A 20,019-nucleotide genomic window follows, 5' to 3' on the forward strand; every position below is an offset into this window, starting at 1 on the left:
AAACGCACTCATATTCAGCATTGACTTTAATTATCTTAAAAGCCAAATCTAATTGTCTTTATTCAAAATCAGACCTTATGAATGTGATTAGTGCAAAGGGGGAAACGAGTCTATTAATACAACTCATTTATTGCAAAATAATTGTAGGCAAATGCTCGTTAAACCATCTAGCTCTATGAATAATCATGGTGTGTGTACCGTTTTTCACAGTAATGCAGTCTTTTATGTTATCTATAGGAAAAACAACATCTTTTTTACCATGAATATGAACAAGCCCTGGAATTGGCTCAACTTGTTTCCAATTAACAATTTGATCAATAGACCAATCTATATAGTATTTATCCCTGACGGAGAGGTATTCTTCATAAAGTGCCAGACGCTTATTTACGTTTTCTCCAAAAGCATATTTTGTTAAAAGTTCCATATTGTTCACTATACCAGTTGGTAAGAGCTTGTGCACGTTAGTGTATTTCGCAAATATCATGCGCTTAGGTAACTCCGATGCATCTTTAACACTTGAAATAATTATAATTTTCCGAAATGATTTAAACCTAGCCATCTCCTGCACCAACATACCACCAAATGAAACCCCTATCAAAACGGCATTTTCATGGTGAATGTTTTCGTTCATTTTTTTGGCATATGCTTCCAAAGACATATTTTTCTCAGGTACGAACCATTCCAAAAGATGTTGTTCAAATTTGTGCTCTGGTAGTGCAATATTTTTAAATATTGATGGGTTGGCTGCCATTCCTGGCATAAAATATATGTGAATCTTAGAATCGCTCATTATTACAACACATAGGAATTGTTAGGAAATTAACATTATTTTCACTACTTTTGGTATCGACTTTGGGGGATTTCCATAGTTTATACAAATATGAGCAAAAGTATACAAAATTACGATTTGAGAACACCGTGATTTTCTTACCTCTTGCCGTCATCTAAAATCAAACTATATGAATGAAGTAGAAATTATTGACAACACTTTCTTGCGTCAATTCGAAACTACGGTTGAAGGCATCTTGGCCAAAATCGAGTATTCTTCGCAAGAACGTAAAGTATTTCTAACAAAATTAGTAGTGCCTGAGGAAATCACAAAAGAGGGTTTCAAAGAAGATTTTATTAAGTCGGTTCTTCACCGTATTCAGGAGCAGAATCTTAGAGTAGTCCCTACGAGTCCACAAATTGCTGGTTTTTTACGTAAAAACAGACAGTACAAAGAAATGTTGCCCGTAGGCATAAGAATCTAACGTATTTCAAAGTTTTTTTTGAAGATGAATCCCGCAACTAGCGGGATTTTTTTTATTCTAAACCTCAGTAGTAATCTTTTCAAAATCAAAACGAACAAGGCCGTCCTCATCTATCTCCGTAAGAGACACATTATGTAAAGTATTAACCAATTCTGGATTCCAAGGAGACTTAACCTTAACATAATTACTGGTAAACCCGTGAATGTACCCTTCTTTGTTCTCTCCTTCAAAAAGAACTTGGTATGTTTTACCTAATTGACTTTCATAAAAAGCCCTTCTTTTTTTAACAGAAAGCCCGCGAAGCATCTTACTACGTTTACTTCTCACCTGCTTAGAAACCACACCATCCATTTCTGCAGCAGCCGTATTATCTCGTTCCGAATACGTAAAAACATGCAAATAGGATATGTCTAGTTCATTAAGAAAATGATAGGTCTCTAAAAAGTGCTCATCTGTTTCTCCCGGAAAACCAACAATAACATCAACACCTATGCAGGCGTGAGGCATGGTTTCTTTAATCTTATTGACCCTATCTATATATAAACCGCTCATATACCTGCGGCGCATCAACTTTAAAATATCATCGCTACCACTCTGTAATGGAATATGAAAATGCGGTACAAATGAATTGCTCTGAGAAACGAAATCTATGGTTTCATTCTTCAATAAATTAGGTTCTATAGATGATATACGTAAACGATGAATACCCTCTACCCCATCTAAAGCCTTTACCAAGTCTAAAAATGTATGTTCGTGAGTTTTATTTCCAAACTCTCCCTTTCCATAATCCCCAATATTAACACCGGTCAATACAATCTCTTTAATGCCCTTCGCAGATATCTCAGCAGCATTATCTAATACGTTCTGCAACGTATCACTCCGTGAAATACCTCTGGCCAAAGGAATGGTGCAATAAGTACATTTATAATCGCATCCGTCTTGAACCTTAAGAAAAGCACGTGTTCGGTCTCCAATAGCGTAGCTACCCACGTAAAAATCTGCTTCTTCTATCTCACAGGAATGAACTTCACCAAAATCATTTTTAGTCAGGTCGTTTATATAATCTCCAATCTTAAATTTCTCCGTCGCACCCAAAACTAAATCCACTCCATCTACAGCAGCCAATTCCTCTGGTTTTAATTGAGCATAACAACCAATTGCTGCCACAAAAGCTTCAGGATTTATTTTTTGCGCTTGTTTTACTATTGTTTTGAATCTTTTATCTGCATTTTCGGTTACCGAACACGTATTAATTACATACATATCTGCATATTCCGAGAAATCTACACGGTCAAAACCGTCTTCCTGAAAACCTCTTGCTATAGTAGAAGTTTCAGAAAAATTAAGTTTACAGCCCAATGTATAGAAGGCAACTTTCTTTTTCATATCCTGATCTCTTTCCGCTTTCGTATTCAATTGAAACTATTTTTTTTTAGAGAATGCAAATATACAAACTTGTACCTAGCCCATAGCAAACATGAACGGTATCAATTTATTAACCCATTAAAAACACGTCTTTACCTGCCGCTCTTAATCTAATATTCTATATTTGACCGAAAATAAAACACTTGTTTGTAAGCAGTTTATATGCTAACCAACCATTAACTCTTGAAACCAACTACTGTGATTTTTACTTCTAAACACATCCCTTCATTCTTAGCTCCTATTCTAATAATTTTTCTGCTTTTCACTTCTAGCATTGCAATTGCTCAAGAATCTGTGTTAAAAGAGAAAACAGCCAAAATTCAAGAATTACTGAGCACGGTAGAAGCAAACAAATTAACTTTCAATCAAGAGCTTACTACCATTTCCCCCGGTTATTACGATTATACGGTTCGCGAAGTAAATAGTAAAGGGAACGAAGTTGCAACCACATACTCGTTTGCACTTTCGGACATTAATACAAATGCAGTTAGATCTTTTACAAAACGAGATGTTTTTCTTATAGAATTAACGGTTAAAGGAAAACAAAAACTGATTAAGAGAATAACGGATGAAGGTAACAAAATAGCCTACATTCCAAGCTTTACCTTATATGGCCTAAATGCAGATAACGGTCGTGATTTAGAAAATGCTATTGAAGATGCCATCCCTGAAGCAATTGAAGTTGATAAAAAGACACTTGTTTTAAATTCTTATGAAGAGCACTTGCAATGGCTAAAAAATAATATTGGTAACGTTAATCTACCAAAACATGAAATTGTACAACAGCTTAATACAGATACCAAAAGACCTGGTCTCGTTATTTTGGAACGAACATTGGGGTCAAAAAAGGAGCGTTTTGAATTTAACTTATCCCTACTAAATCCTAACTCGGTAAATTATAAGATTTCCGGCGATGAGTTTCTAATTGAAATGGGAACGAAAAAAGATATTGCAGGTATTAAGTTCTACAGCGATGACGTTCTTAAAGGCTATACTGATAAAGTGCTATTTTATGCTAATTCATTGGCCAATGGAAAAAACATACACAAGGTCCTTAAAGGAGTTGCTCCACTAGCAAAAACAGAATTTGACTTCTCCAAACCGGATATCACTACCGTAGAGAATGCATTAAAGTATATAAACGACAATATTGATGGAATAGAATCTGACGGTAGAACCACAGTTCAAAACTTAGTTTTGGAAGATTATATGGCCACTTTTTCTCAAAAAGAAACAGTATCCGACAAAAATGAGGAGCATCTATATTTCTTTAACCTTACGGATATAAATGAAAACGGCATAAGTTTTAAAGACAAAAAAACAAGACTTTACCTTGTTTTAAACACCAATAAAGGTGCCTACTATATTGGTCACTCCCTTAATGGTGAGACAGAAGATTACGAAAAGCAACTTTTCCTATACTTCAATTCCTATGACGAAGCTATTATTGGCAAAGAAGCATTTCAATTCCTAATAGAGCACTTTAAAAACCAAGTAACCGAAAGAGCCGAAGAACCCGCAACAAGCTTAGAAGAAGCATTGTCACTTCTTAGCAACGAAATAAAGCCTATACAAAGCACCAACCTTCAATATGAACAACAAATAGAACTTTTAGAAACAGAAACTAGCACGTTTAGATTTACCAAAATAGAATCTAGCTCCAAAAAGACTATTGAAAATGTGTTTGAATTCAGCGCTCAAGACCTAAATAAACAAAACAGCAAAGTTAAGGTGTCCGGAAAAAGGGTTTGGGCAGAAATTGGCATCAAGTCTTCCGAAAAACTAGTAAAGGTTTACGAAGATGGTGAGGTTCAAAACTACGAAAACAGAATTGAGATTGAAGCCCCTAGTATTGAAAACGCCAAAAGCATAGTGGCCATTTTAAAACGATTGGCAGCTTCTCAAAATAAATAGTAAACAGAAAAAACTTAGCAGTTACGCCACTTTTTAGTCAACTCAAAGACGTGTTCTAAAATACGGGCTTCCTTATCATCAAACTCTACATTTCTTCTGGCCATCATAACTTTGGCCGTCTCAAAAGCTTTTGATGTACCATAAGTAGAGAAACCTGAAGCCCCACCCCAACTAAAACTAGGGACAAAATTACGTGGAAAACCAGGAACGTAAATATTACAGTTTACCCCTATTACCGTACCCGTATTGAACATTGTGTTTATAGCTGTTTTACTATGGTCACCCATCATTAGGCCGCAAAACTGTAAACCGGTTTGTTCAAAACTTTCGCTGGCATAATTCCATATACGGACATTAGCATAGTTATTTTTGAGGTTGGAGTTATTAGAATCTGCACCAATATTACACCACTCTCCTAAAACAGCATTACCCAGATATCCCTCATGACCCTTACTAGAGTATCCAAAAATTACAGAGTTGCTAATTTCACCACAAACCTTTCCGTAAGGTCCTATAGTAGTAGCTCCATAAATTTTTGCTCCCATTTTTACAACCGCATTATCACAAAGTGCAAAAGCGCCGCGAATAAGATTACCTTCCCACACCTCTGAGTTTTTACCTAAATAAATAGGACCATCCGTAGCGTTCAAAATACTATGTTCTACCGTGGCACCTTCTTCCATGAAAATTCGCTCAGGGTGAATTAAAGTATTGCTTTTAGGAATAGGCTGGCTTTTTCTTCCTGCGGTAATAAAATCAAAATCCGCCTGTAAGGCTGCTCCATTTTTAGAGAAAATATCCCAAGTATTAACTATCTGGATTAATTCATCTTCAAATTCAATTTGCTTATAAGTATCAAAATCTACTTCTTCTTGACTTTCATTGGTAAAAAAAGCGATGACTTCATCACCTTGAAAAATAGCCTCGTTTTCTTTTAGGTCCTGAACTAGGTCTATCAATTTTTGATTCGGTAAAAAAGAGGCATTGATCAGCACATTTTCCTCCATCTCAACCATTGGAAATTTCTCAGATAGATATTCTTCGGTTATAGTAGTTGTGGTATTCCCTAAATATTTTTCCCATTTTTCCCTAATGGTCAATATACCCACTCGTATATCGGCAACAGGCCTTGTAAAGGTGAAGGGTAACAAATTGTCTCTTACCGTACCGTCAAAAAGAATATAGTTCATGGCTGGTTATTTTTTTACTAAAATAGGTATTCTGCTTTTCTAATCCGTTTGGACAATAGTATAAATATTGGCCATGTTATAAACTAAAAAAGCCTCCGACAATTGTGGAGGCTTTGTAAATATATTATAAAAGAAATTATTTTTCTTCTGTATCAGCTTTCTCTTCAGTAGCTGCCGGTGCTGGCGCTGCTGGTTTTTTCTTAAACTTGTCGTATTTGTTCTTGAACTTGTCAATACGTCCTGCAGTATCCAGAAGTTTAGCTTTACCAGTATAAAAAGGATGAGATGTTCTTGAGATTTCCAATTTTACAACTGGGTATTCAACACCATCAACTTCTAAAGTTTCTTTGGTAACTGCTGTAGATTTAGTTAAAAAAACCTCGTCGTTAGACATGTCTTTAAAAGCTACTAATCTATAATTTTCTGGGTGTATATCTTTCTTCATTATAAATAAAATTTTACGCACCCATTCCAACAGGCACTCATTTTAAGGCTGCAAATTTAATTAATTTTATTTAACCCACAATCTAAATCCTAAAAAAAGAAACAAAAAAAGATATTTTCTTCTGTAACAAAGAAACAAAAACAACCACTAACTTTGAAAACAACCAAAAAAGATAATAACATGGAAGAAAGTAAAGCTGAAACAGGAAAGTTTGCTTTTAATTACGGCCTGCTTGTAGGTGGTATTGGTATTGCATTTGGCATAATGCTTTATACTATGGACATGCACTATGAACGCGGTCTTGCAGTTCAGGGTACGCAAACCTTAATTCTAGTTGTTGGTATAGTATTAGGCATCTATCAATTTAAAAAAAGTAATCTAAATTATCTTACAATTTCCGAAGCCTTAAAAGTTGGTGCGGGCGTTGCTCTTATAGCAGGTATTTTAGGTATCCTTTATTTTTATGTTTTCTCTAGTTATGTAGAACCAGAATATATGGACAAGATGTATGAGATTGCGAAACAGGAAGCCTTAGTAGATAATCCTAAACTAACCGAGGAAGAAATTGATAAAGGTATTGAAATGCAGAAGTCTTTCTCTTGGATGTCTTATCCAATAATTTTAATCATGAACATTCTTATTGGTCTTGTTGTAGGTGTTATTACTGGTCTAATCCTTAAGAAAGAGAAGCCAGCCTATTAAAACCTTTTTTGATATTCATTAATTTATATTCAGTTAGGGTTCTTAATTTGATAATTATCAATATCTTAACTTATTCGAATATTATAAATTATAATAATAAAAATTAAGTCCCCAACAAGAAAGAAGCGTTATAGCCGAAAAGTTTAAATGACTTCAGTATCAAAATTGTATTTTTGGTCAGACTTATAGAAACTGTGAATGGATCTGTCCATAATTATACCCTTACTTAACGAAGAAGAATCTTTAAAAGAGCTTCATGATTGGATTGTAACCGTATTACGCTCCAATGACTTTACGTACGAGATTCTTTTTATAGATGATGGTAGTACTGATGATTCTTGGAAGATTATTACAGGGCTTTCCGAATCTAATCCAAATGTAAAAGGATTACGATTCAGAACTAATTTTGGTAAATCCCAGGCATTACACGCTGGTTTTAAAGCAGCAGAAGGCAACGTAGTTATTACTATGGATGCAGACTTACAGGACGACCCGGAAGAAATACCGGAACTATACCGGTTAATAAAGGAAGACAAGTTTGATTTAGTTTCTGGCTGGAAGAAAAAACGTTTTGATTCCGTTCTCTTCAAGAACATGCCTTCTAAATTATTCAACTGGGCAGCTAGACGAACTTCGGGCGTAAAGCTCCACGACTTTAATTGCGGATTAAAAGCTTTTGACAAAAAAGTAATTAAAACCATTGAGGTTTCAGGCGAAATGCATCGTTACATTCCCGTGTTAGCAAAAAACGCCGGCTACGGCAACATTGGCGAAAAAATTGTTAAGCATCAAGCCCGTAAGTACGGTAAGACCAAATTTGGAATGGAACGTTTTATAAACGGTTTTCTAGATTTGCTCACCATCTGGTTTGTTTCTAAATTTGGTCGTCAACCCATGCATTTATTTGGTGCTTTGGGCGTCCTAATGTTCATAATAGGCTTTGGTTTTGCCATTTATTTAGGTGTCGATAAGCTTTTTATCAACCCTTATGGACGATTAATAACTGATCGACCGCAATTTTTCATTGCGCTTACTGCAATGATTATAGGTACTCAATTATTTTTAGCTGGATTTTTAGGCGAAATTTTAATAAGATCACGAAAAAACGAAACACGTTATACCATTTCCGAAGAAATAGGCTCAGACGCAAAAGCAAAGCAATATTCTTCGTAATTTTAAACGCTAATAAACACACATAATATAGACACGACTATGGATACCATTTTAAATACCGCCAAATCTTGGTTAACCGATTTTTTTGACCCAGAAGTAAGAAAAGAAGTCCAAAACTTAATCGATAATGATACCGATGAGCTAAAGGACCGTTTTTACAAACAAATGGAATTTGGTACGGGTGGTATGCGCGGTGTTATGGGCGTAGGTACAAATAGAATAAACAAATACACTTTAGGCAAGAGCACACAAGGCCTTAGTAACTACATTATAAAAACGTACGGTAAAAAAGATTTAAAAGTGGTTATCGCTTTTGATTGCCGTCATAATAGTGATACCCTAGCAAGAACTGTGGCAGAAGTCCTTTCGGCAAACGGTATCAAGGTTTACTTGTTTTCAGAATTACGTACTACTCCAGAGCTTTCATTTGCCGTTAGACATTTAGAGTGTCATGCAGGTATTGTCTTGACTGCTTCTCACAACCCACCAGAATACAACGGTTATAAAGTATACTGGACAGATGGTGGACAAATTGTACCACCACAAGATGGCGAAATCATTTCTGAAATCAACTCGCTTTCTTTTGAAGATATAAAATTTGAGGCAAACGATAGTCTTATTGAGATTATAGACAAAGATGTGGATGAAGCTTTTATTGAAGCTTCTGTAGCTAAAGGAAGCTTTAATGCTGCCGGTAAAGACGATTTTAAACTCGTTTTCACATCGCTTCACGGAACATCAATAACTGCTATTCCAGAAGTATTGAAAAGAGCAGGTTATAAGAATGTAACTATAATTGAAGAGCAAGCTAAACCAAATGGAGATTTCCCTACTGTAAAATCACCCAATCCAGAGGAGCCAGAAGCCCTTTCTATGGCCGTTACTAAAGCCGAAGAAATAGGTGCCGATATGGTTGTTGGTACAGACCCTGATAGTGACCGTTTAGGTATTGCAGTTCGTAACCTAGACGGAGAAATGGAAATCGTTAATGGCAACCAAGCCATGATTTTGATGACCAAATTTCTTTTGGACCAACAAAAACAAAAAGGTTTCAAAGGCAATGAATTCATTGCTACTACAATCGTTTCTACTCCAATGATGGAAGCCATGGCAAAAGCCTACGGTGTAGAATTTAAGACCGCTCTTACTGGTTTTAAATGGATTGGAAAGATGATAAAAGACTTCCCAGAATCTAATTTTATTGGTGGTGGTGAAGAAAGCTTTGGTTATATGGTAGGCGATTTTGTTCGTGACAAAGATGCCGTTACCTCTACCCTACTGGCTTGTGAAATAGCAGCTCAGGCAAAAGCCAATGGCAGCTCATTCTACAAACAATTAATTGATTGTTATGTTGATTATGGTTTCTATAAAGAAAAACTTATTTCTATTACTAAAAAGGGAATGAGCGGTGCTGAAGAAATCAAACAAATGTTGAAAGATTTTAAAGAGAATCCTGTTTCTTCTGTAGCCGGTTCAAAAGTAAAATGGATTGAAGACTACAATACTTCTATTGCCAAGAATGTTCTTACAGGTGAAGAAAAAGCAATAGATATTCCAAAATCTAACGTATTGATATACGAAACTGAAGACGGTACTAGAATAGCTGCAAGGCCAAGTGGAACTGAACCCAAGGTTAAATTTTATATCAGTACAAATACGAAATTGGACAAAGCGGAAGATTTCAAAAAGGTCTCTAAAGAACTTGATATTAAAATTCAAAACATTCTTAGGGAACTTAATCTCGGTTAATGGAGTATTTTAAAAAGATTCTTCGGTTTGCTAAACCGTACAAAATATACGCTTTTTTAAATATTGTATCCAATATATTCTATGCGCTGTTCTCTACATTGGCAATGATTTCATTGTTTCCGATGTTGACAGTTATGTTCAATAATACCAAGCCGGTAAACGAAAAACCAGTTTGGCGCGGTATTTCTGAATTGAAGGATTATATAATGGAATACCTTAATTTTTTCGTTACCGAAAGAAGTCAGGATGGTGACTCAGGAGATGTTCTCATACTCATGGTTGTGTTAATAATTAGTATGTTCTTTATGAAGAACGTATTTAATTACCTAGCCATGTATTTCATTACATTTTTACGTAATGGTGTACTTAAGGATTTGCGAAATGAGCTATATGACAAAACTATAGAGTTACCTATCTCCTATTACTCCGAAAAAAGAAAAGGTGATACTATTGCCCGTATTACCTCAGATGTATTAGAAATTCAACATTCTTTTTTATCCATTTTAGAGCTTATAGTTAGAGAACCATTGACTATAATCTTCACGATTATAGCCATGCTAGCTATAAGTCCAAAACTGACTTTGTTTGTATTTTTATTTCTTCCGCTTTCAGGATTTTTAATTTCGTTGATAGGGAAGTCTTTAAAAAAGAAATCAGATAAGGTTCAAAAAGAACAGGGGCTTTTCTTATCTATTTTAGAGGAAACCTTAGGAGGTCTGCGGGTTATAAAAGCGTTCAATGCAGAATCTCGATTTTCAAAAACTTTTCAAGCTTCCACTAAGAGATTTTTTAATTTTTCCAACAGCCTACTCAACAGACAAAACCTTGCCTCACCAACTAGTGAATTCTTTGGTATTGCTGCTATTGGTGTTATACTATGGTATGGTGGGCAAATGGTTCTTGTAGAAAAGTCATTGGCACCTGGTCTTTTCATTACCTATATGGGACTTTCTTATCAAATTTTAACACCTGCAAAAGCTATTAGTAAAGCTTCGTACAGCGTTAAAAAAGGAAATGCCGCTGCTGAACGAGTTATGGAGATTCTTGAAACAGAAAACCCTATTGTAGACAAGCCCAATGCCTTAGTTAAAGAAACTTTTGACACCGGAATAGAACTTAATAACATATCCTTTAAATATGAAGATGAATATGTGCTCAAGAACTTCAATCTAAACGTTCCTAAAGGAGAAACTGTAGCTCTTGTAGGCCAATCAGGTAGTGGTAAGAGTACCATTGCTAACCTTGTCACCCGTTTCTACGATGTAAATGAGGGAGAGATATCTATAGATGGCCACAACATTAAAGATCTCTCTAAAAAATCATTACGTGGTCTTATGGGACTTGTTACTCAAGATTCCATTTTATTTAATGATACCGTTGCCAACAACATTTCTTTAGGAAAAGAAAATGCTTCCAAAGAAGAAATTATCGAGGCTGCTAAAATTGCCAATGCCCATGATTTCATAGCTGATTTACCAAATGGTTACGATACCAATATTGGTGATAGCGGAAATAAGCTTAGTGGTGGTCAAAAACAACGTCTATCAATTGCCAGAGCAGTACTAAAGAACCCTCCTATCATGATTTTGGATGAGGCCACTTCTGCGCTAGATACCGAAAGTGAACGCTTAGTACAAGATGCGCTAGAAAAAATGATGCGCAACAGAACTTCTATTGTAATAGCACACAGACTTTCTACCATACAAAATGCCAACACCATAGTAGTACTTCAAAAAGGAGAGATAGTAGAACAGGGCTCTCACGATGAACTTATCGCGAAGAATGGTTCCTATAAAAAATTAGTGCAAATGCAATCTTTAAGCTAGGTCATTAAACCTTTTCCTAAATTTATAGTCTTAACTATAGAATTTAAGCACAATTCATTTGATTGCAGAGGAAACCTTAGTAAATCAGTTACAGCAAACAGAAACGCAGGCCAGCGCTTTTGGTGTGTTAGTAGAGACCTATAAAGAACGTCTTTATTGGCATATTCGTAGAATCGTATTAAATCACGATGATACGGATGATGTACTGCAGAACACATTCATTAAGGTTTACAAAAACATTTCAAATTTTAAAGGTGATAGTAAACTGTATTCCTGGATGTATAGGATAGCAACCAACGAAGCGCTCTCCTTTCTCAAAGTCAAATCAAGAATGATGGGAGTTAGCGATAGTGAATTGCAGGATCGTTTGGTTGAAAACCTAGAAGCAGACGTATATTTTGAAGGAGAAGAAATTCAGTTGAAGCTACAAAAAGCGATAGCTACTCTGCCCGAAAAGCAGAAGCTGGTATTCAACATGAAATACTTTCAAGAGCTTAAATACGAAGAAATATCAGAGATTCTTGAAACATCGGTCGGAGGACTAAAAGCCTCTTACCACTTGGCAACCAAGAAGATAGAATCCTATTTAAAAGAACAAAAAGAATATCTTTAGCAGCATAGCATATGAAGCCATTCGATAAAAAAAATCCGTTTAAAGCCCCAGAAGGCTATTTTGAAGAGTTTGATAAAAATCTTTTTAAAAAGTTATCTAGTAAAGGCTCGGCCATACCCAAAAAAGAAGGTTTTAAGCTTCCTGATGGTTACTTTGATTCGTTGAGTGATAAGCTCCAGCAGAAATTAAAAGAAGACCAACAAAGTAAGGTCATCCCTTTAAAATCATATAAAAAATATTATTACGCAGCTGCTACAGCGGCGGCAGTATTAATAGTAGCGCTGGTATTGAACTTAAACAAAACAACCGAAATTAGTTTTGATGATTTAGCCCAGTCAGATATTGAAAATTATTTTAACCAAAATGAATTAGACCTTACCAGCTATGAACTAGCAGAGGTAATGCCCATAAGTGAACTTGAAATGACAGACATGTTCGATAGTAATTTTAGCGAAGAAAACGTGCTAGATTATATTAATGAGAACACAGATTATTTTGACGAATTAAATCTTGAAGACAATGAATAGATTAAAAAAAATAATAGCAACCATGGTGCTTTTACTAGCATCTGCGCAGTTTTATGCGCAGAGACCGCATGATTACGCTAAGATAAAGTCTCTTAAAATAGCTTTTTTAACGGAGCGGTTAAATTTGAACAGTAAAGAGGCACAAGCCTTTTGGCCTATCTATAATGAATACGAAAATAGCCGTAGCGTACTTAGAGAAAAAGAGCATAACCAAATTCGTAATAAAGTAGAAGAGTCCGAAAAACTTTCAGAAAAAGAGGCGAATGAAATTGTTGAACTATTTCTTGAATTTGAACAAGAAGAGGAAGACATAAGAAAGGACTTTATTAAAAAAGCAGCTGGAGTCATTACAGCTAAGAAAACACTTTTATTATTACGTTCTGAAAATGATTTCAAAAGACAACTCATTAAAAAATACCACCAAAAGCATGGTGAAAGTAACAGAAACGAACCTTAAGTTAGTTAAAACTAAGTTTAGCAATTCTGTTTTTTCCTGCGGCGTAAGCAATGGAATCATTTAAAAAGCGAATTGTGTAAAATGATTCATCTGATAATTGTTTCCAGGTTACTCCCCTATCGCTTGAGTATGAAATACCTGTAAAACCTATAGCCACTAGACCATTTCCATCAGAACCAGGTACAAATTGAATACAGCTTTTGTATTGTGGATTTTGACCATTTGCCATAAGTTCCCAAGTTTTACCACCATCTGTAGTTATTGCCTTGTTTGCTGTATTGGTATCTGGCTCCTTAAAATCACCGCCGATTACAACTCCCAAATTTTCATCATAAAAATCAATTGAGAAAATGCCTTGGGTTTCAACATCACTCTTTAAGGGCGTATTATAAATTTGCCAGGTTTTCCCTTTATCACCTGAAAAATAAATTCGGCTCTTGTTAGTGGCTATCCATGTCTTATTACCCAAAACCTTAATATTAGTATTACTAGCGGCAAACGCACCTTCGCCCTCCAAACCTTCTGGTAATCGCGAACACGGCATCTTTTTCCATGTATTGCCACCATCCCTTGTAATCAAAAGACTCAAACAACCGTTCATGCTATCTCCAACAGCAATACCTTCTGCATCGTTCCAGAAAGTCATAGCGTCATAGAAAACACTTTCGTCTTCTTCCTTATAGACCAATTGCATACGTCCGTTTTCACCCGTTTTGTATAACAAGGCCGGGTTTGCTACGGATAGCATAAAAAAATCTGTTGATGTATGGGCTATGGAACGGAATTCAGGAATGGTAGTATGGTACTTTTCTATACTCTCCCTTACTTTTCCGGTTGGAATATGTACACTTCCAAATACGCCATTACTACCTGCGTAACCCAAGCTATTTCCCATAATTTCAATAGCTCTAATGCTCACTGAATCTTCGTAAACAATCTCTACTTCAACAGATGTAAAGTGTTCATTCTTTGGTTTTTCGGAGCAAGAAATGAAGAGAATAACAATCAAAAAGGGAAGTAGAATACGCATACGTACAAAGTTTCTCAAAAATACAGGTAATCCAATAGCAAAACAATACCTTTGCAGCCTTAATTTTTTGTAATGAAGCTACATAGAAACCTGGTTTTCGCAGTAATCGATGCCTTGAATTTGATTTTTAACGAAGGAGAATATGCCGATAAGGTAGTACAGAAAGTACTAAAATTCGATAAACGCTGGGGTGCTCGTGACCGTGGCTTTATTGCTGAAACCACCTATGAAATTGTTCGCTATAAGCGATTGTATACTGAAATTGCTGAAGTAAAAGGACCTTTTAGCAGACCTGACCTTTTCAGAATCTGGGCTGTATGGGCCGTTTTAAAAGGAGTAAGCTTACCTGATTGGAAACAATTAGAACCTACTCCAGAACGTCGTATCAAAGGTAAGTTTGATGAACTTTCAAAAATTAGAAAGTTCCGTGAATCTATGCCAGATTGGATAGATGAAATCTGCGAAAAGGCTTTGGGCGAAAAGTTATGGACAGCAGAAAGCGCTGCACTTAACGTACAAGCAGAAGTTATTCTTAGAACCAATACTTTAAAAACAACTAAGGAAAAGCTTCGTAAGGCTTTACTTGATGAAGGTATTGTTGTAGAACCTATAAAAGGGTATGCTAGTGCGCTTAGATTACCAGAGCGAGCCAATGTTTTTGTTACCGAATCATTTAAAAAAGGATATTTTGAAGTTCAAGATGCTTCTTCACAGTTAGTTGCTGAATATTTAGATGTAAAACCTGGACAACGTGTAGTTGATACTTGCGCTGGCGCAGGAGGAAAATCGCTTCACTTGGCTGCCCTTATGGAAAATAAAGGTCAGCTTATTTCTATGGACATCTATGGCAGCAAATTAAAAGAGCTGAAAAGACGCGCTAGAAGAAACGATGCCCACAATATTGAAACTCGCGAAATTGACTCTACCAAAGTTTTCAAAAAACTATATGGTAGTGCAGACCGTGTACTTATAGATGCCCCATGTACTGGTATTGGTGTATTACGCAGAAACCCGGATAGCAAATGGAAAATGCAACCTGCTTTTCTTGAAAAAATCATGAAAACGCAACATGAAATTATCCGTAGCTACAGTAAAATTGTAAAGCCGGGCGGAAAAATGGTGTATGCCACCTGTTCTATTCTTCCTCAAGAAAACAATGACCAAATCAAATCTTTTTTATCTTCAGAAGAAGGAAAAGACTTCAGTTTAGTTAAGGAGAAAAAGATTTATGCATCCAAAAGTGGGTTTGACGGATTCTATATGGCGTTACTAGAAAAGAAAAGCTAGTTTTTTTTGATTTATAACGGCATATAGTTGAGAGGTTTATAAAAATGATATGAAGCAGTTTTCGCTTTAAGTAGAAGAGTAACCGGGTATACAAAGTAATCAACAACCTGTTAACTTTTAGTTAGAAAATTTTACGATACTACTTTAAAAAGAGCCTTTTAAAAGCTAAATTTGCGTTTTCTCAAACCTATCAATTTACAAGCTAAATGATTCACTACTTCGGGGATGTAGCCACTAAAGTCTTTGCCGTTCAAACGGTTGAAGAACTTTCGCAAGAAAACAATAATAAACTTATCTGGTTGTTCGGCAACCTACCAAAAATAAATACGGCGTCTATAGACGCCTTTTTTGTTGGCCCAAGGGCAGCAATGATAACGCCTTGGAGCACGAATGCTACTGAGATTACCCAGAATATGGGCATAGAGGGCATAATTAGAATTGAAGAGTTTACAGCGTCAAGCGAAAACTTTACCGATTTTGACCCGATGCTTTCTGAAAAATTTAACGGACTATCGCAGTCTATTTTTCAGATTGATGTTGCCCCTGAAGCAGTTCTAGAAATAGAAAACATTGGCGAATACAACAAAAAAGAAGGTTTAGCCTTAAACGACGAAGAGGTTACCTATTTAGAGAACCTCGCAAAGAAATTAGGCAGAAAATTGACTGATTCTGAAGTTTTTGGTTTTAGCCAAGTAAACTCAGAACACTGTCGTCATAAAATATTCAACGGTACTTTTGTTATCGATGGCGTAGAAAAACCATCTTCGCTTTTTAAGCTTATCAAGAAAACATCGCAAGAGTTTCCTAATGATATTGTTTCGGCATACAAAGATAACGTGGCTTTCGTAAAAGGGCCAAAAGTGACCCAATTTGCACCAAAAAGTGCCGATAAACCCGATTTTTACCAAGAAACGGAGTATAATTCAGTTATTTCTATAAAAGCAGAAACACACAATTTCCCTACTACCGTAGAGCCTTTTAACGGTGCTGCTACAGGTTCCGGTGGAGAAATTCGTGACCGTTTGGCAGGTGGAAAAGGTTCATTACCATTGGCAGGAACTGCTGTTTATATGACTGCCTATTCTCGTTTGGAAGAAGACAGAGAATGGGAAAAAGCATTCCCAGCGAGAGAATGGTTGTACCAAACTCCAATGGACATTCTTATAAAGGCCTCTAACGGTGCTTCAGACTTTGGAAACAAGTTTGGGCAGCCTCTTATTACTGGTTCCGTATTGACTTTTGAACATGACGAGTCTAAAGATAGTAGCGAAAAGAATACAAGAAAACTAGGTTTCGATAAGGTGATTATGCAAGCCGGTGGTATTGGCTACGGAAAAGCAGAACAAGCTTTAAAAGATACGCCTAGAAATGGTGATAAAATTGTTATCCTAGGTGGTGATAACTACCGTATTGGTATGGGCGGTGCAGCCGTTTCTAGTGCTGATACTGGTGCATTTAGTTCTGCAATAGAGCTGAACGCTATACAACGCTCCAACCCAGAAATGCAGAAAAGAGCATCAAATGCTATCAGAGGTATGGTAGAAAATGATGTAAACCCAATTGTCTCAATTCACGATCATGGTGCTGGTGGACATTTGAACTGTCTTTCAGAATTGGTAGAAGATACTGGGGGAAAAATAGATTTAGATAAACTTCCGGTGGGTGACCCTACCCTATCGGCTAAAGAAATAATAGGTAACGAGTCTCAAGAACGTATGGGCTTGGTTATCGGTAAAGAAGATATTGATTTACTACATCGTATTGCTGATCGTGAACGGTCACCAATGTATGAAGTAGGAGATGTAACTGGCGACCATAAATTTACTTTTGAATCAGCTACCACAGGTGAAAAACCTATGGATTTGAATTTGGAAGATATGTTCGGTAGTTCTCCTAAAACTATAATGACCGATAGTACGGTTCAAAGAACGTATAGCAATCCTGAATATTCGTTAGAATTTTTCCATGATTACCTAGAACAGTTGCTACAACTTGAAGCTGTTGCCTGTAAAGATTGGCTAACGAACAAAGTTGACCGTTGTGTTGGTGGCCGTGTTGCCAAACAACAATGTGCCGGACCATTGCAACTTCCGTTGAACAATTGCGGCGTTATGGCTTTAGATTTCAAAGGAAAAGAAGGTATTGCCACTAGTATTGGCCACTCTCCTATTTCCGGATTAATTGACCCAGCTGCAGGTAGCTTGAACAGTATTGCTGAATCTTTAACCAATATTATTTGGGCTCCATTAAAAGAAAATTTAAAATCCATTTCGCTTTCTGCCAACTGGATGTGGCCTTGTAAAAATGAAGGTGAAGATGCCCGTTTATACGAAGCTGTTGAAGCGGTATCTGACTTTTCCATTGCTTTAGGTATTAATGTACCTACGGGAAAGGATTCGCTTTCAATGAAACAAAAATATAAAGATGGCGACGTTATCGCACCAGGTACAGTGGTTATATCAGCTGCTGGAAATTGTGACGATATTACTAAGGTAGTAGAGCCTGTATTAAAGAAAAATAGTGGTTCTATCTACTACATCAACCTATCAAAAGATTCTTATAAATTAGGAGGTTCTTCTTTTGCTCAGGTTCGTAATGCCATAGGTACTGAAACACCAACCATTAAAGATGCAGCCTACTTTAAAACAGTTTTCAACGCTATTCAAAACCTGATTAAAGAAAATGAAATTGTTGCTGGTCATGATATTGCTTCTGGTGGATTGATTACTACTTTATTAGAACTATGCTTTGCCGACACCAATTTATCCGCAGAATTAGATTTATCTAGTTTAGGTGAAGAGGACACGATAAAATTACTTTTCTCAGAAAACTCGGGAATTGTTTTTCAAGCGAAAAATGATTCTATAGAGGAAAAATTAGCTGACCTCAACATAGATGTCAAGAAAATAGGAAACGTAGTTTCTGGAACCGTTCTGAAAATTAAAAATGGAGGAATGGAAATGGGCTTGAACATTGACTCTTTAAGAGATACATGGTTCAAAACTTCCTATTTACTAGACAACAAGCAAACAGCTAAAAACTTAGCTAAAGACCGCTTTGAGAATTATAAAAATCAACCACTTCAGTACAAATTTCCTGAAAACGTTGATTTAACAACTGTTCCGACAAGTACTGGAAAACGACCAAAAGCAGCTATCCTTCGTGAGAAAGGAAGCAATTCTGAACGAGAAATGGCAAATGCCATGTACTTAGCTGGTTTTGATGTAAAGGACGTTCACATGACCGATTTAATTTCTGGTCGTGAAACCCTTGAAGATATTCAGTTTATTGGTGCCGTAGGTGGATTTTCTAACTCAGATGTTTTAGGAAGTGCCAAAGGTTGGGCAGGAGCTTTTAAATACAATGAAAAGGCTAATACCGCTCTTAAAAACTTCTTTGCAAGACCTGATACATTATCCATTGGGATATGTAACGGTTGCCAGTTGTTCATGGAGTTAGACCTTATCAACCCTGAGCACGAAACTCACGGTAGGTTAACTTATAACGATTCTCATAAACATGAGAGTAATTTTACATCGGTTAAAATTCAAGAAAACAACTCGGTTATGCTTTCAAGTTTAGCAGGAACCACTTTAGGTGTTTGGATTTCTCATGGCGAAGGCAAGTTTAGTCTTCCACATAACGAAGACCAATACGGTGTTGTTGCCAAATACGGTTATGAAGGCTACCCAGCCAACCCTAACGGTAGTGACTTTAACACAGCTATGCTTTGTGATACCACAGGTCGCCATTTGGTAACCATGCCACATATTGAACGTTCTATTTTCCCTTGGAACTGGGCATATTATCCAGAAGGTGCTAATGATGTAGTATCTCCATGGTTAGAGGCTTTTGTAAATGCTAAAAAATGGATTTTGGCGACTAAATAGTCTAAAGAAACATACGTATTCAAATTTTAAAACAGCGTGTACTTAAATGTGCACGCTGTTTTTTTATAATTTAGTTTGATATGAAAATCCGAAAAGCAAAGGAAAGTGATATTTCCGCAATTGTAGCGTTATTGGCAAATGACAAACTGGGCAAGCTACGAGAGAACTATAAAGAACCGCTACCCCAAAAATATTACGATGCTTTTAAAGCTATAAACGAAGATCAAAACCAAGAACTAATAGTTTTTGAGAATGAGACTGAACAAATAATTGGCACTATGCAACTATCATTCATTCCCTACTTAACATACCAAGGCGGTGTTCGTGCTCAAATAGAAGCCGTACGGGTACATGAGGACTATCGCAGTAAGGGAATAGGACAACAATTATTTAAATGGGCCATACAACGTGCGAAACAAAAAGGCGCACACGTTGTACAACTCACCACGGATAAAAAGCGACCCGATGCGCTAAAGTTTTATGAAAAGCTAGGTTTTACAGCTAGCCACGAGGGAATGAAATTGCATCTTTAACTCCG

General features: G+C 36.4%; 17 protein-coding genes. 12 read left to right on the forward strand and 5 right to left on the reverse strand.

From position 1 onward, the window contains the following. Positions 1-127: 127 nt before the first annotated feature. Complete coding sequence (locus tag HW347_RS07390; protein WP_214611249.1) at positions 128-790, reverse strand: alpha/beta fold hydrolase; 663 nt, start codon at positions 788-790, stop codon at positions 128-130. A 169-nt stretch (positions 791-959) separates the two neighbouring features. Here HW347_RS07390 and HW347_RS07395 point away from each other — a divergent pair, with 169 nt between their 5' ends. After that, the gene (locus tag HW347_RS07395; protein WP_155595803.1) at positions 960-1,253 is read left to right on the forward strand and encodes a GNAT family N-acetyltransferase; all 294 of its coding nucleotides are present in this window, start codon (positions 960-962) and stop codon (positions 1,251-1,253) included. Positions 1,254-1,310: 57 nt separating this feature from the next. Here HW347_RS07395 and mtaB read toward each other — a convergent pair whose 3' ends face one another. Beyond that, complete coding sequence (gene mtaB / locus HW347_RS07400) at positions 1,311-2,639, reverse strand: tRNA (N(6)-L-threonylcarbamoyladenosine(37)-C(2))-methylthiotransferase MtaB (protein ID WP_214611250.1); 1,329 nt, start codon at positions 2,637-2,639, stop codon at positions 1,311-1,313. A gap of 222 nt (positions 2,640-2,861) precedes the next feature. On the opposite strand from mtaB, the gene HW347_RS07405 reads away from it, so the two are divergent. Further along, the gene (locus HW347_RS07405; protein WP_214611251.1) at positions 2,862-4,592 is read left to right on the forward strand and encodes a hypothetical protein; all 1,731 of its coding nucleotides are present in this window, start codon (positions 2,862-2,864) and stop codon (positions 4,590-4,592) included. Positions 4,593-4,606: 14 nt separating this feature from the next. Here HW347_RS07405 and HW347_RS07410 read toward each other — a convergent pair whose 3' ends face one another. Further along, complete coding sequence (locus HW347_RS07410; RefSeq protein WP_214611252.1) at positions 4,607-5,782, reverse strand: GlmU family protein; 1,176 nt, start codon at positions 5,780-5,782, stop codon at positions 4,607-4,609. A 136-nt stretch (positions 5,783-5,918) separates the two neighbouring features. Further along, a complete protein-coding gene (locus HW347_RS07415; protein WP_214611253.1) occupies positions 5,919-6,227 on the reverse strand; it encodes a type B 50S ribosomal protein L31 in 309 nt (102 codons plus the stop codon). A 153-nt stretch (positions 6,228-6,380) separates the two neighbouring features. Between HW347_RS07415 and HW347_RS07420 the strand changes: the two genes are divergently transcribed. The 7 genes from HW347_RS07420 to HW347_RS07450 all read left to right on the forward strand — a co-directional run bounded on the left by HW347_RS07420 (position 6,381) and on the right by HW347_RS07450 (position 13,274). Next, positions 6,381-6,929 carry a DUF4199 domain-containing protein gene (locus HW347_RS07420; protein WP_225901846.1) on the forward strand — a complete coding sequence of 183 codons (549 nt, stop codon included), beginning with the start codon at positions 6,381-6,383 and terminating at the stop codon, positions 6,927-6,929. A 198-nt stretch (positions 6,930-7,127) separates the two neighbouring features. Then, complete coding sequence (locus HW347_RS07425; RefSeq protein WP_214611254.1) at positions 7,128-8,102, forward strand: glycosyltransferase family 2 protein; 975 nt, start codon at positions 7,128-7,130, stop codon at positions 8,100-8,102. A gap of 39 nt (positions 8,103-8,141) precedes the next feature. Continuing rightward, positions 8,142-9,851 (forward strand): phospho-sugar mutase, encoded by a 1,710-nt coding sequence (locus HW347_RS07430; RefSeq protein ID WP_214611255.1) that lies wholly within the window; start codon positions 8,142-8,144, stop codon positions 9,849-9,851. Continuing rightward, positions 9,851-11,677, forward strand: a complete 1,827-nt coding sequence (locus HW347_RS07435) for an ABC transporter ATP-binding protein (protein ID WP_214611256.1) — start codon at positions 9,851-9,853, stop codon at positions 11,675-11,677. The genes HW347_RS07430 and HW347_RS07435 overlap by 1 nt, the downstream gene beginning before the upstream one ends. Before the next feature lie 58 nt (positions 11,678-11,735). Further along, on the forward strand, positions 11,736-12,290 hold the full coding sequence (locus HW347_RS07440; protein WP_194535558.1) for an RNA polymerase sigma factor: 555 nt from the start codon (positions 11,736-11,738) through the stop codon (positions 12,288-12,290). 11 nt (positions 12,291-12,301) lie between these two features. Then, positions 12,302-12,817: a hypothetical protein gene (locus HW347_RS07445; protein WP_214611257.1), complete on the forward strand. Its 516-nt coding sequence runs from the start codon at positions 12,302-12,304 to the stop codon at positions 12,815-12,817. After that, positions 12,810-13,274, forward strand: a complete 465-nt coding sequence (locus HW347_RS07450) for a hypothetical protein (protein WP_214611258.1) — start codon at positions 12,810-12,812, stop codon at positions 13,272-13,274. The genes HW347_RS07445 and HW347_RS07450 overlap by 8 nt, the downstream gene beginning before the upstream one ends. A gap of 1 nt (position 13,275) precedes the next feature. Here HW347_RS07450 and HW347_RS07455 read toward each other — a convergent pair whose 3' ends face one another. Then, positions 13,276-14,304, reverse strand: a complete 1,029-nt coding sequence (locus tag HW347_RS07455; protein WP_214611259.1) for a WD40/YVTN/BNR-like repeat-containing protein — start codon at positions 14,302-14,304, stop codon at positions 13,276-13,278. 72 nt (positions 14,305-14,376) lie between these two features. On the opposite strand from HW347_RS07455, the gene HW347_RS07460 reads away from it, so the two are divergent. The 3 genes from HW347_RS07460 to HW347_RS07470 all read left to right on the forward strand — a co-directional run bounded on the left by HW347_RS07460 (position 14,377) and on the right by HW347_RS07470 (position 20,014). Further along, the gene (locus tag HW347_RS07460) at positions 14,377-15,591 is read left to right on the forward strand and encodes an RsmB/NOP family class I SAM-dependent RNA methyltransferase (protein WP_214611260.1); all 1,215 of its coding nucleotides are present in this window, start codon (positions 14,377-14,379) and stop codon (positions 15,589-15,591) included. Positions 15,592-15,797: 206 nt separating this feature from the next. Next, complete coding sequence (purL, locus tag HW347_RS07465; protein WP_214611261.1) at positions 15,798-19,481, forward strand: phosphoribosylformylglycinamidine synthase; 3,684 nt, start codon at positions 15,798-15,800, stop codon at positions 19,479-19,481. Positions 19,482-19,561: 80 nt separating this feature from the next. Further along, positions 19,562-20,014: a GNAT family N-acetyltransferase gene (locus tag HW347_RS07470; protein ID WP_214611262.1), complete on the forward strand. Its 453-nt coding sequence runs from the start codon at positions 19,562-19,564 to the stop codon at positions 20,012-20,014. Positions 20,015-20,019 lie beyond the last annotated feature (5 nt).

Origin of the sequence: Zobellia barbeyronii, assembly GCF_018603515.1 — a bacterium.
Lineage (GTDB): Bacteria > Bacteroidota > Bacteroidia > Flavobacteriales > Flavobacteriaceae > Zobellia > Zobellia barbeyronii.

Coding starts and splice junctions, on each gene's coding strand:
- HW347_RS07410 (WP_214611252.1), bottom strand. CDS start 5,782: ATGAACTATATTCTTTTTGACGGTACGGTAAGAGACAATTTGTTACCC.
- mtaB (WP_214611250.1), bottom strand. CDS start 2,639: ATGAAAAAGAAAGTTGCCTTCTATACATTGGGCTGTAAACTTAATTTT.
- HW347_RS07395 (WP_155595803.1), top strand. CDS start 960: ATGAATGAAGTAGAAATTATTGACAACACTTTCTTGCGTCAATTCGAA.
- HW347_RS07460 (WP_214611260.1), top strand. CDS start 14,377: ATGAAGCTACATAGAAACCTGGTTTTCGCAGTAATCGATGCCTTGAAT.
- HW347_RS07445 (WP_214611257.1), top strand. CDS start 12,302: ATGAAGCCATTCGATAAAAAAAATCCGTTTAAAGCCCCAGAAGGCTAT.
- HW347_RS07435 (WP_214611256.1), top strand. CDS start 9,851: ATGGAGTATTTTAAAAAGATTCTTCGGTTTGCTAAACCGTACAAAATA.
- purL (WP_214611261.1), top strand. CDS start 15,798: ATGATTCACTACTTCGGGGATGTAGCCACTAAAGTCTTTGCCGTTCAA.
- HW347_RS07425 (WP_214611254.1), top strand. CDS start 7,128: ATGGATCTGTCCATAATTATACCCTTACTTAACGAAGAAGAATCTTTA.
- HW347_RS07430 (WP_214611255.1), top strand. CDS start 8,142: ATGGATACCATTTTAAATACCGCCAAATCTTGGTTAACCGATTTTTTT.
- HW347_RS07455 (WP_214611259.1), bottom strand. CDS start 14,304: ATGCGTATTCTACTTCCCTTTTTGATTGTTATTCTCTTCATTTCTTGC.
- HW347_RS07450 (WP_214611258.1), top strand. CDS start 12,810: ATGAATAGATTAAAAAAAATAATAGCAACCATGGTGCTTTTACTAGCA.
- HW347_RS07415 (WP_214611253.1), bottom strand. CDS start 6,227: ATGAAGAAAGATATACACCCAGAAAATTATAGATTAGTAGCTTTTAAA.
- HW347_RS07470 (WP_214611262.1), top strand. CDS start 19,562: ATGAAAATCCGAAAAGCAAAGGAAAGTGATATTTCCGCAATTGTAGCG.
- HW347_RS07390 (WP_214611249.1), bottom strand. CDS start 790: ATGAGCGATTCTAAGATTCACATATATTTTATGCCAGGAATGGCAGCC.